The sequence below is a fragment of the Citrobacter sp. wls827 genome (genome assembly GCF_005280875.1).
In the GTDB taxonomy this organism is placed as follows: Bacteria; Pseudomonadota; Gammaproteobacteria; order Enterobacterales; family Enterobacteriaceae; genus Citrobacter; species Citrobacter youngae.
In genome coordinates, this window is record NZ_SZWR01000022.1 from 10,373 (window position 1) to 21,624 (window position 11,252).

Annotated in this window: 11 protein-coding genes; 2 read left to right on the top strand and 9 right to left on the bottom strand. The window is 52.9% G+C overall.

The genetic code is table 11. From position 1 onward, the window contains the following. From FDX03_RS23615 to FDX03_RS18780, 9 genes are all read right to left on the bottom strand, one after another. Nucleotides 1–762, bottom strand: a 762-nt coding sequence (locus FDX03_RS23615) for an MFS transporter (protein ID WP_249357109.1), incomplete at its 3' end; no start/stop codon positions are given. 191 nt (nt 763–953) lie between these two features. Beyond that, complete coding sequence (proX, locus tag FDX03_RS18745; RefSeq protein ID WP_115601593.1) at nt 954–1,949, bottom strand: glycine betaine/L-proline ABC transporter substrate-binding protein ProX; 996 nt, start codon at nt 1,947–1,949, stop codon at nt 954–956. Between the two features lie 189 nt (nt 1,950–2,138). Continuing rightward, nucleotides 2,139–3,203 carry a glycine betaine/L-proline ABC transporter permease ProW gene (gene proW, locus FDX03_RS18750; RefSeq protein WP_048213004.1) on the bottom strand — a complete coding sequence of 355 codons (1,065 nt, stop codon included), beginning with the start codon at nt 3,201–3,203 and terminating at the stop codon, nt 2,139–2,141. Then, nucleotides 3,196–4,398, bottom strand: a complete 1,203-nt coding sequence (gene proV, locus FDX03_RS18755; protein ID WP_003037282.1) for a glycine betaine/L-proline ABC transporter ATP-binding protein ProV — start codon at nt 4,396–4,398, stop codon at nt 3,196–3,198. Before proV ends, proW begins: the two co-directional genes overlap by 8 nt. Nucleotides 4,399–4,752: 354 nt before the next feature. Continuing rightward, nucleotides 4,753–5,712: a class 1b ribonucleoside-diphosphate reductase subunit beta gene (gene nrdF / locus FDX03_RS18760; protein ID WP_137346394.1), complete on the bottom strand. Its 960-nt coding sequence runs from the start codon at nt 5,710–5,712 to the stop codon at nt 4,753–4,755. 10 nt (nt 5,713–5,722) lie between these two features. Continuing rightward, complete coding sequence (gene nrdE / locus FDX03_RS18765; RefSeq protein WP_137346395.1) at nt 5,723–7,867, bottom strand: class 1b ribonucleoside-diphosphate reductase subunit alpha; 2,145 nt, start codon at nt 7,865–7,867, stop codon at nt 5,723–5,725. Further along, nucleotides 7,840–8,250, bottom strand: a complete 411-nt coding sequence (gene nrdI, locus FDX03_RS18770; protein ID WP_048213001.1) for a class Ib ribonucleoside-diphosphate reductase assembly flavoprotein NrdI — start codon at nt 8,248–8,250, stop codon at nt 7,840–7,842. Before nrdI ends, nrdE begins: the two co-directional genes overlap by 28 nt. Further along, nucleotides 8,247–8,492, bottom strand: coding sequence for a glutaredoxin-like protein NrdH (gene nrdH, locus FDX03_RS18775; RefSeq protein ID WP_115601597.1), 246 nt, complete (start codon nt 8,490–8,492; stop codon nt 8,247–8,249). The genes nrdI and nrdH overlap by 4 nt, the downstream gene beginning before the upstream one ends. A gap of 281 nt (nt 8,493–8,773) precedes the next feature. Then, a complete protein-coding gene (locus FDX03_RS18780; protein WP_137346396.1) occupies nt 8,774–9,205 on the bottom strand; it encodes a carboxymuconolactone decarboxylase family protein in 432 nt (143 codons plus the stop codon). Nucleotides 9,206–9,295: 90 nt separating this feature from the next. Here FDX03_RS18780 and FDX03_RS18785 point away from each other — a divergent pair, with 90 nt between their 5' ends. Further along, on the top strand, nt 9,296–10,630 hold the full coding sequence (locus FDX03_RS18785) for a PLP-dependent aminotransferase family protein (RefSeq protein ID WP_048212998.1): 1,335 nt from the start codon (nt 9,296–9,298) through the stop codon (nt 10,628–10,630). A 248-nt stretch (nt 10,631–10,878) separates the two neighbouring features. Then, entirely contained in the window at nt 10,879–11,229 is a 351-nt protein-coding gene (locus FDX03_RS18790) for a DUF2002 family protein (RefSeq protein WP_061068432.1), read from the top strand. Nucleotides 11,230–11,252: the final 23 nt, after the last annotated feature.

Consider the following 11,252-nt stretch of genomic DNA (forward strand, 5'->3'; position numbering starts at 1 on the left):
ACCGAACAGACCAATCATCCCCTCTGAATAGTTAAACGGCGGTGCGGCGAGTAAAAATGCCATCGATGTCCAGAGGATACTGAAGTTGGCAAAGGTCAGGCAGCCCAGCATCGCGCGGGTGCGGAGTAATTTATCGTGGATAAACAGGCTAAACACGGAGCCCAATAGCTGCGGGTAGTTAAGATGGGTCTCTGATTTCATCTTTGGCAAACCACGCCACAGGGCAATCGCCATCAACGCCATCAATACTGAGGCCACCCAAAACACGGTGCGCCAGCCGCCGAGATTCGCCAGCAATCCTGCAACCGTTCGCGCCAGCAAAATCCCCAGCAACAGGCCGCTCATAATCGTGCCGACAACCTTACCGCGCTTGTCTGGCGTGGCGAGCGTCGCCGCCAGCGGAACCAGGATCTGTGCCACAACTGAGAACAACCCGGTTAGCGCAGTACCGAGGATCAGCATCCCCAGCGACTGACTGCTGGCAGTAATCAGCATGCCGCCTGCGGCGAGCAACGTCATCGAGACAATCAGCATCCGGCGTTCAAACATATCGCCAAGCGGTACCAGAAACAGGAGCCCTGCAGCGTAGCCAAGCTGGGCTGCAGTGACGATAAAGCCCGCAGTACTGGCCGACAGCGAAAAGTTTCTCGCGATGGTGTCGAGCAGCGGTTGGGCGTAATAGTTACTGGCAACGGCGAGGCCGGTCGCCACAGACATTAAAACAATCAGTGCCGGGCTAAGCCCGTGAGTGGGTTTGGTCATTGTTTTCAACTGAATAATGGGGTGCAGAAAACAATCATAACGGAAGTGATTAAATGTTGCTGATTTGTTGGGTGATGGATTGTGCGGTGAGGGAGGGGCGTGTAGGCCGGATAAGGCGCATCGCGCAACCATCCGGCATTGGTGTGGTTACCGGGCCTGATAGCGCTATACTTATCAGGCCTACGGGTGGGTTATTTCTGCGCAGCCAGCGCTTCTTTCACCCAGCCGTCGAACTGCTGCTGGTGGGCTTTGATCCAGCCGTCAACGTGGCCCTGAACGTCAGCTTCTGAGGCTTTCCCATCATGCATCATTGCGTTCTGTGCGTTGATATCCGCCAGCGGCAGCTTCATGATGGCAAACAGTTTCGCTGCAGCCGGGTTTTTCTCCGCCCAGGCTTTATTGGCGACGATATGCATCGTGTTCACCGGGAAGCCGTAGTTGGCGCCGTTTGGCAGCTTGGTATCAATATCTTTCTGTTCGCCAGGCAGGGAAGAGAACGGCACCTGCAGCCAGACGACATCTTTGCCCGGTTTCATCACGTCGCTCACCCAGTATGGTGTCCAGGTGTAGTACAGGATCGGTTTGCCTTCTTTAAAGCGGGTAATGGTATCGGCCATCATCGCTGCATAGTTACCGTGGCTGACCTCGACGGTTTTTTCCAGATCGAAGGCTTTGTTCTGGTGGTTAATAACCGCTTCGCAGCCCCAGCCCGGTGAGCAGCCCATCATGTCAGCTTTACCATCGCCGTTAGTATCAAAGATTTTGGCGATCTTCGGATCTTTTAGCTGGGCAATATTGGTGATTTTGTACTGCTCAGCGGTTTTCTTATCGATCAGATAACCCTGTGCGGCACCCGTAACAAATACCCCCTCGCGATAAAACTTTTTGTCTCCGCCCGCTGCGGCGTACATATCATCATGCAGCGGCTGCCAGTTCACGGCGGTAAACGTCGCATCGCCAGAGGCAATAGAGGTATAGCCGACGTTGTAGTCAACTTCGCTGGTTTTGTTAACGGTGTAACCCAGTTTCTCCAGCGCACGGGCGACTAACTGCGTCTGGAAGGATTCTTCAGAGATGGTGCTCTGGATTGGCTGTACAGTGATGCCTTTGCCCGGCAGGTCGGCAGCGAAAGTGCTGGTGGAGACAAGGGTGGCAAACGCTGTGGCAATAATGATTTTCTGTCGCATCGTTGTTCCTTATTGCACTTCATCCTTCAAGCCGCTTCTTTGTTGGCTGCATTCATGCACCCCAGTCACGTACTACTTGTACGCTCCAGGGGATACATTCGTGTGCCGCCGCGATGCAACTTGAACGATTTTGCGCAAGTTAATGAATTGTCGGCCCGGTAAGCAATGCGCTACCGGGCAACGGGTGAATTACTTCGTGAAAGGGCGAGTGATAAGCCCAACAGGACCGGTGGTGTACCAGCGGCGGTTGCCACGGCTACGTGAGTCGCGACCGACGGCCTGCGTCAGGCGATCCAGAATGATGGCGAGGATCACAATCCCAACTCCGCCGACGGTGGCAAGCCCCATATCCAGACGACCGATACCGCGCAGAACCATCTGACCCAGCCCGCCCACGGCAATCATCGACGCGATGACGACCATGGAGAGTGCCAGCATCAGCGTCTGGTTCACCCCGGCCATAATGGTGGGCATCGCCAGCGGGAGCTGCACTTTAAACAGCATCTGACGCGGGCTGGCACCAAACGAGCGCGAGGCTTCAATCAGATCGGCTGGCACCTGGTTAATCCCCAGAATAGTCAGACGTACGATTGGCGGCAGGGCGAAGATAATCGTCACCACTACGCCCGGGACGTTACCAATACCGAACAACATGACAATCGGCACCAGATAGACGAACGCAGGTGTGGTTTGCATCGCATCCAGCAGCGGGCGAACAATTTTTGCTGCCCGAGGGCTACGCGCTAACCAGATCCCCATCGGCAGGCCAATCACCACGCAGAACAGCAGCGCGGTCAGTACCAGCGCCAGGGTGATCATGGCTTGCGACCAGGCACCGATAGCACCGATAGCAATCAGTGAAATCAGCGTGGCGACGCCCATTCCGACGCCAGAAATTTGCCACGCGATAAGCGCAAAAATGATGATGGCGACCGGCGCAGGCATACCCAACAGCAGTTGTTGAAAGCCGTTGAGAATGTAATCCACCGGGACACGAATGCCCTGGAAGACCGGACGGAAATGGGTGACCACCCAATCAATCCCTTCGGTGACCCAGCTATCCAGCGGGATCAGCGTTTTATGGAATGGATCCATAATATTGAAATGCTCTGGTGCCGGCGCGGGGGCGCTGGTCAGCCAGTCTGCGCTACCACCGTCGGCAGGCGTGCCTGCGGGCGTCCCCCAGGCATCAGCAGATTGCGCGGCGCTATCGGCCGCAGGTGTGGTATCCCACGGATTAGTTTGATCAGCCATTGTTTACCCCCTCACGATCTAAAGCCTGTAACAGCATGCGTTTTGAAATGACGCCCACATACTGCTGTTCCTCATCAACAACCGGCACCGCGCACGGGGCCTGGCCGACATGAGAAAGCAACTCGCTGAGAGGAGTTTGTGCATCTACGGCTAACGGCTCATCGATCAATGCCGCTTCAATACCTTGCGCCTGACTTAACGCTGTTTTTAAGGAGTCGATTGAAACAACGCCAACGAATTTATTACCGCGTTCAATCACGTAACCATATTCGCGATCTTTGTCCTGCAGTAATTGCAGGGCTGAACGGGGGCCGACGCCTGGTGTTTTACGAATTAGCCCTTCAGGGCTACGACGGGATATATCTTTCGCACTGAAGACCTGGCTAATATCAACGCCACGGAAGAAGGTGCGTACATAATCATTGGCCGGATTATTCAGGATTTCATCCGGCGTGCCGACCTGCACCACTTCACCGTTTTGCATAATGGCAATTCTGTCGCCAATACGCATGGCTTCATCAAGATCGTGGGAAATAAAGACCACGGTGCGCTGATGCTTCGCCTGTAGTTTTACCAGTTCATCCTGCATTTCGGTACGAATTAAGGGATCGAGGGCTGAGAAAGCCTCATCCATTAATAAGATATCAGGGTTAATGGCTAACGCACGGGCGAGTCCCACACGCTGGCGCATCCCCCCGGAAAGTTCATCCGGATATCCGTGAGCATAATTCTCCAGACCAACCTGACGTAGCGCATCTAACGCTTTTTCACGACGTTCATCCGCACCAACACCGGCTAATTCCATACCGAATGCCGTATTGTCCAGCACCGTCATGTGCGGCATCAGGGCAAAGGACTGGAACACCATCGCAATCTTTTTTCTGCGCACCTCGCGAAGCTCAGCATCGGATATCCGGGCGATGTCTACGCCGTCAATCAATACCTGCCCGCGGGTGGGTTCAATCAGGCGATTGAGAAGGCGTACCATTGTGGATTTACCCGAACCGGATAATCCCATGATGACAAATATCTCGCCTTCTTCAATGGCCAGACTGGCGTTCTTAACGCCAAGCGATAGCCCCGTTTTATCCAGAATCTGCTCTTTTGAAAGTCCTTTTTCAATATATTTGAAGGCTCTCTGCGGATGCTCTCCAAATATCTTATAGAGATTTTTAACTTCTAATTTAATTGCCATGCAATAGAATGATTCCTGTTATTTGTTTATATCGATATATTACCTGATGGAAATAGTGACCTTTTTCTACCCTAACATACTGAGAATCTGAGACAACCCTGAATTTGGTTGTGGCATGAATATTGCCAAACGTCAGATGGCGGAATTTCCCATGATATAAGGGCTGAGCGCGGATGAGCCGTGAGGGATATTTTTTGTAAATGACACTGAAAATGCGCCTGAATTGTTGAAATACAGGCGAATATTGCGGCTGATATTGAGTGTAGAACACTCAATCCTATTTGTGTGATAAAAATGTGATCTCGTTAAAATATTAACGCGGAAAATGTAAGGTATTTCCCGCGGAAGGAAACGTTAAAAATTCCAGTCGTCATCTTCTGTTTCGACGGCTTTACCCATCACATAAGATGACCCTGAACCGGAGAAGAAATCGTGGTTTTCGTCAGCATTGGGTGAGAGTGCAGCGAGGATTGCCGGGTTCACATCCGCCATTTCTGCCGGGAACAGGGCCTCATAACCTAAATTCATTAACGCCTTATTGGCGTTGTAGCAGAGAAAGGCTTTGACGTCTTCCACCCAGCCGGTTTCTGCATACAATTCTTCCGTATAACGCGCTTCGTTATCATACAATTCCATCAGCAGGTCGAAGGCAAAATTCTTTAACTCCTCGCGTGCGGATTCGGAAATATGTTCCAGACCTTTTTGATATTTATAGCCAATGTAATAACCATGAACCGCTTCATCACGAATGATCAGGCGGATAAGGTCAGCGGTATTCGTCAGCTTGCCGCGGCTGGAGAAATACATCGGTAGCCAGAAGCCGGAATAGAACAGAAAGGATTCCAGAAATACGCTGGCTATTTTCTTTTTCAACGGCTCCGCGCCGGCGTAATGCGTCAGAATTATCTGTGCCTTGTGCTGGAGTGGAGTATTTTCTTCACTCCAGAGGTAAGCCGCATCCACATCTTTGGTCTGACAAAGCGTGGAAAAAATAGAACTGTAGGAACGCGCGTGCACGGCTTCCATAAAGCTGATATTCGACAGTACCGCCTCTTCATGTGGCGTGATTGAATCCGCCATCAGCGCGGGGGCTCCGGCGATATTCTGAATCGTGTCGAGCAGTGTCAGACCGGTAAATACGCGGATAGTGAGCTGCTGCTCGGCAGCGCTCAACGTTTGCCAGGCCGGGATATCATTGGAAAGCGGAACTTTTTCCGGTAGCCAGAAGTTACTGGTCAGGCGATTCCATACCTCAAGGTCTTTATCATCTTCAATCTTGTTCCAGTTGATGGCGCTGACGCGAGATAGTTTCATTTGGTTCTCCTTACAGTGCGCATGACACGCAACCCTCAATTTCGGTTCCTTCCAGCGCCAACTGGCGTAACCGGATGTAGTACAGGGATTTGATGCCCTTACGCCAGGCGTAAATCTGTGCTTTGTTGATATCGCGCGTGGTGGCGGTATCGGGGAAAAAGAGCGTCAGTGAAAGCCCTTGGTCGACATGCCGCGTTGCTTCAGCGTAGGTATCAATAATTTTTTGTGGACCGATCTCGTAGGCATCCTGATACAAGGCCAGATTCTCATTGGTCATAAACGGGGCAGGGTAGTAAACGCGCCCGGTTTTGCCCTCTTTGCGAATCTCCACTTTCGATACAATCGGGTGAATGCTTGACGTGGCATGGTTGATGTAGGAAATAGAACCGGTGGGCGGAACCGCCTGTAAATTCTGATTATAAATGCCGTAGCGCATCACATCTTCACGCAGTTGCGCCCACATTTCGCGCGTCGGCAGCGTAATGCCGCTGGCGGCGAACAGTGAGCGTACCTTGTCGGTTTTTGGCTGCCAGTCGCCCTGCAGATACTGGTTAAAATACTCGCCGCTGGCGTAGCGTGACTGTTTGAATCCGGCAAAGGTTTGACCGCGCTCGCGGGCGATCTTCATTGACGTATTCAGCGCATGCCAGGTGATGGTGTAGAAATAGAGATTGGTGAAATCTAGCCCTTCGGGCGAACCGTAGGCAATCCCTTCCCGCGCCAGATACCCGTGCAGGTTCATCTGCCCAAGGCCAATCGCGTGCGACGCGCTGTTCCCAGCTTCAATGGAAGGAACGCTGCGGATATGGCTCATGTCCGAAACGGCGGTTAAGCCACGAACTGCCGTCTCCACGGTGCGGCCAAAATCGGGTGAATCCATGGTATGGGCAATGTTCAAGGAGCCGAGATTGCAGGAGATATCGTGCCCGGTCTGCTCGTAATTGAGATTTTCATCGTAGGTGGAGGCGCTGTTAACCTGCAAAATCTCCGAGCACAGGTTGCTCATATTGATCCGACCGGCAATCGGATTCGCACGATTCACCGTATCTTCAAACATGATGTAAGGATAACCAGACTCAAACTGGATCTCGGCCAGCCGCTGGAAGAACTCGCGGGCGTTAATGTATTTTTTGCACACGCGCGTGTCGGCCACCAGTTCGTCATACCGCTCACTCACGGCGATATCACCGAACGGTTTGCCGTAAATGCGTTCCACATCATAGGGTGAAAACAGCGCCATCCGGGCATTTTCTTTCGCCAGTCGAAAGGTAACATCCGGGATCACCACGCCAAGCGAGAGCGTTTTGATGCGGATTTTTTCATCGGCATTTTCACGTTTAGTATCGAGAAAACGCAAAATATCCGGATGATGCGCGTGCAGGTACACCGCGCCCGCGCCCTGACGCGCGCCGAGCTGATTCGCATAAGAAAACGCATCTTCCAGCATTTTCATGACCGGGATCACCCCGGAAGACTGGTTTTCAATACGCTTAATTGGCGCACCTGCCTCGCGCAGATTCGAGAGTAAAAATGCCACGCCGCCGCCGCGTTTAGAGAGCTGCAGCGCTGAGTTAACCGCCCGACCGATGGACTCCATGTTGTCTTCAATGCGTAGCAGGAAGCAGGAAACCAGTTCGCCACGCTGTTGCTTACCGCAGTTTAAAAAGGTTGGCGTGGCGGGTTGAAAACGACCAGAGAGCATTTCATCAGTGAGCTGCATGGCAAGCACTTCATCGCCCTGCGCCAGCGTGAGCGCCACCATCGTCACCCGATCCTCAAAATCTTCGAGATAGCGCTTACCGTCGAACGTTTTCAGCGTATAGCTGGTGTAGAACTTCCATGCGCCAAGGAACGTCTGAAAACGGAATCCACTGGCGTGGGCGTGGGCAAATAGTTTCAGCACGAATGCGCGATTGTAGCGGGCTAAAATGCTTTCGTCGTAATAGCCTTCACGAATCAGCGTTTCCAGGCGTTCCTGCTGACTGGCAAAGACCACTGAATGAGGGCGGACGTGGGTAGCAAAAAAAGCCTCCACCGCCTGATGATCTTTATCGAACTGAATACGCCCGGCTTTATCGTACAGATTTAGCATGGCGTTCAGGGCGTGATAATCCAGTGCGGGCTGGATTACGCGTTCTGCGGTTGTCGTTGCCAAAATTCGCTCACTCCTTTTCGAACGTTGTCGATATCGCTTTGGGTGCCCATCAGCTCAAAACGATAAAGCCACGGCACGCCGCATTTTTGTGAAATGACATCACCCGCGCGACCGTATGCATCACCGAAATTGCGGTTGCCGGAGGCGATCACGCCACGGATTAATGCCCGGTTATGAGGATCGTTTAAAAAGCGGATCACCTGACGCGGGACTGCGCCTGCCGTACCGCCGCCGCCGTAAGACGGCACGATTAAAATGTAAGGCTCGTCCACCTGGATCCGCTCGCGTTCATTAAGCGGAATGCGGATGGCAGGTAACCCCAGACGCTGCATAAATCGGTGCGTATTTTCGGAGCTGCTGGAGAAGTAGACGAGCGTCGTCATGCGCTGGCCACGCGTGGTTCCGGATGCAGACGGTTGATCATGTCCGGGCGAAACCCTGACCAACTGGTTTCACCCGCGACTACGACCGGTAACTGGCGAAACCCTTGATCGCGCAGGTTATCAGCCAAATCAGGCTGCAAATCGACATTCACCATCTCAAAGTCAAAACCACGGCTTTCCATTGCCCGTTTGGTGGCATGGCACTGAACACAGTTATTGCGAGTGTAAATAATAATACGCATGATTCGTATTTCCATTTAAAGATAAGAGATCGGCGCGATAGAGGGCGTCGGGTTGTGTGTGTCCTGATAGGAAAGATACTAGATGTAGTTTTAAAAAGATTCAACCATACAAGATATGGGAATTTTAGATTGATGATACCCAGGGTGATGAGCGGGGCGGGGGAAGGTTAACTGGTGGTTCTAAATTGCCCGAAGGCGCTAAGCTTATCGGGCCTACGGGCAACAGGAGAGCACATCCCAGGTCGGAGAAGGCATTAATGCCATCATCCGGCAGCGCAGAATCACATGCGCATCCCCACCGCCAGGCGGTTAAAGCAGTTCATCAGGCTAATGGCAAACGTCAGGTCGCTAATTTCTTTCGCGCTAAAATGGTCGAGCAGCGGCAGATAAACATCATCTCCGGCATGGGTGCTGGCGATATCGGTGACGGATTCGGCCCACGCCAGCGCCGCACGTTCCTGCTCGCTGAAGTGGTGACTCACCCGCCAGCCTGCCAGCGCGTCCAGTTTGTCCTGCGCAACACCGGATTTGCGCAGCGCTTTACTGTGCATTTCCAGACAAAAGGCGCAGCCGTTGATTTGCGAGACCCGCAGGTAAATCAGTTCCGTCAGCGTGGGTTCCAGCGCGCAGTTCTCCAGCGCTTTGCTTGCCTGAACCAGAGCGTTATAGACTTCAGGGCTGAGTTCATAATAGGGCTGGCGTAACATGGTCATGGTATTTCTCCTCGTTTGGATGAGCCGCAATGTAGCACTATAATGGACTGCTATAGAGAGCCATATTGTTGCCAAAAAAGCAGACCATAAATGCCGCGTTATCAGCACATCGCCCGTCAGTTAAAAAACGCAATTGAGAAAGGTGAACTCAAACCCGGAACCCGATTGCCATCAAGTCGGACCTGGGCCCAGGAATTGGGTGTGTCACGCTCGACGGTGGAAAATGCCTACGCCGAGCTGGTGGCGCAGGGCTGGCTCGCGCGGCGTGGGCAGGCCGGAACATTTGTCAGTGAGCAACTGCGACCCGAAAGGGCGCCTGCGTCTCCCGCGATCTTCGCCGGAGAAAACCCCAGACCGCACCCTTTTCAAATGGGATTACCCGCACTCGATCTCTTCCCGCGTGACGTCTGGGCGCGGGTGATGGGACGGCGTTTACGCACCCAAACGCGTTTTGACCTTGCGGTGGGCGATGTTTGCGGCGAACGCGCGTTACGTCAGGCGATTGTGGATTACCTGCGCGTTTCACGCAGCATTGAGTGCCAGCCGGAGCAGATTTTTATTACGTCAGGCTACGCGGCATCAGTGACGTTAATTCTGCGCGCCCTGTCTCAACCCGGTGAGGGAATGTGGGTCGAAGATCCCGGCTTTCCGTTGATTCGGCCCGTGGTGGCTCAGGAACGCATTGAGCTGATGCCGGTGGCGGTTGATGCTGATGGTCTGGATGTCTGCGCCGGGATCCGCGACTTTCCACAGGCGCGTTTTGTCATGCTCACCCCCGCACACCAAAGTCCGCTGGGCGTGGCTCTGTCATTAGATCGCCGTCATCGGTTGCTGGAGTGGGCGACTCGCGAACAGGCGTGGATTATTGAAGATGATTACGACAGTGAATTTCGCTACCACGGTAAACCGTTGCCGCCGCTTAAAAGTCTGGATGCGCCCCAGCGGGTGATTTATGCCGGCACGTTCAGCAAATCGATGTTTCCGGCGTTGCGCACGGCATGGCTGGTGGTACCCCTGACCCAGGTTGAACGTTTTCGCCAGCAGGCGTCGCTAACGGCCTGTAGCGTTCCGGTTTTATGGCAGCAAACGCTGGCAGATTTTATGCAAGACGGTCATTTCTGGCGGCACTTAAAACGCATGCGCCAGCATTATGCCGAGCGGCGTCAATGGATGGAAAACGCCCTGACCGAACAAGGATTTAATGTCATTCCTCAGGAAGGGGGGATCCAACTGGTGATGACCGTAGACGGCGATGATGTTGCGCTAGTGTGCAAAGCGAATCAGGCCGGGCTGGCGGTTCAGGCCTTAAGCCGTTGGCGAATGACTTCAGCAGGAAAAGGGGGGATCTTGCTGTCATTTACCAACATCAGCTCGGTTGCAATGGCGCAGCAGGCGGCAAATCAACTGCGGCTGGCACTGACATAAATCTATACCCGTCATACTTCAAGTTGCATGTGCGTTGGCTGCGTTCGTTCACCCCAGTCACTTACTTTAGTAAGCTCCTGGGGATTCGCTCTCTTGCCGCCTTCCTGCAACTCGAATTATTTAGGGTATATACGGTTCTTAAGATATTCGTCCCATCGTGTTCACTCGTTTATGGACTTTTCTGAAAGCGTTGCTAATGCTGAATCAGGTAAGGTAAGCCCGCAGTAAAAGATAACGAGGAAAATAATATGTATTTACGACCTGATGAGGTGGCGCGCGTACTTGAAAAAGTGGGCTTTACCGTTGATGTAGTCACACAGAAAACATACGGTTATCGACGTGGTGAGAATTATGTATACGTTAACCGTGAAGCTCGTATGGGACGTACCGCATTAATTATCCATCCCACGCTAAAAGAGCGCAGCTCTTCGCTGGCAGAACCCGCGACGGATATTAAAACCTGCGATCACTATCAGCAATTCCCACTGTATTTAGCCGGTGAGACACACGAGCATTATGGTATTCCACACGGCTTTAGCTCGCGTATCGCGCTGGAACGTTATCTGAGTGGGTTGTTTGGCGACGTGAGTTCAAACTGATAACGCGACTGGCAGTGCCAGTC

What these genes read in the sequence shown, in the direction of transcription:
- proV (WP_003037282.1), bottom strand. Translation starts at nt 4,398, where the DNA reads ATGGCAATTAAATTAGAAGTTAAAAATCTCTATAAGATATTTGGAGAG.
- proW (WP_048213004.1), bottom strand. Translation starts at nt 3,203, where the DNA reads ATGGCTGATCAAACTAATCCGTGGGATACCACACCTGCGGCCGATAGC.
- proX (WP_115601593.1), bottom strand. Translation starts at nt 1,949, where the DNA reads ATGCGACAGAAAATCATTATTGCCACAGCGTTTGCCACCCTTGTCTCC.
- FDX03_RS18785 (WP_048212998.1), top strand. Translation starts at nt 9,296, where the DNA reads ATGCCGCGTTATCAGCACATCGCCCGTCAGTTAAAAAACGCAATTGAG.
- FDX03_RS18780 (WP_137346396.1), bottom strand. Translation starts at nt 9,205, where the DNA reads ATGACCATGTTACGCCAGCCCTATTATGAACTCAGCCCTGAAGTCTAT.
- nrdF (WP_137346394.1), bottom strand. Translation starts at nt 5,712, where the DNA reads ATGAAACTATCTCGCGTCAGCGCCATCAACTGGAACAAGATTGAAGAT.
- nrdH (WP_115601597.1), bottom strand. Translation starts at nt 8,492, where the DNA reads ATGCGTATTATTATTTACACTCGCAATAACTGTGTTCAGTGCCATGCC.
- nrdI (WP_048213001.1), bottom strand. Translation starts at nt 8,250, where the DNA reads ATGACGACGCTCGTCTACTTCTCCAGCAGCTCCGAAAATACGCACCGA.
- FDX03_RS18790 (WP_061068432.1), top strand. Translation starts at nt 10,879, where the DNA reads ATGTATTTACGACCTGATGAGGTGGCGCGCGTACTTGAAAAAGTGGGC.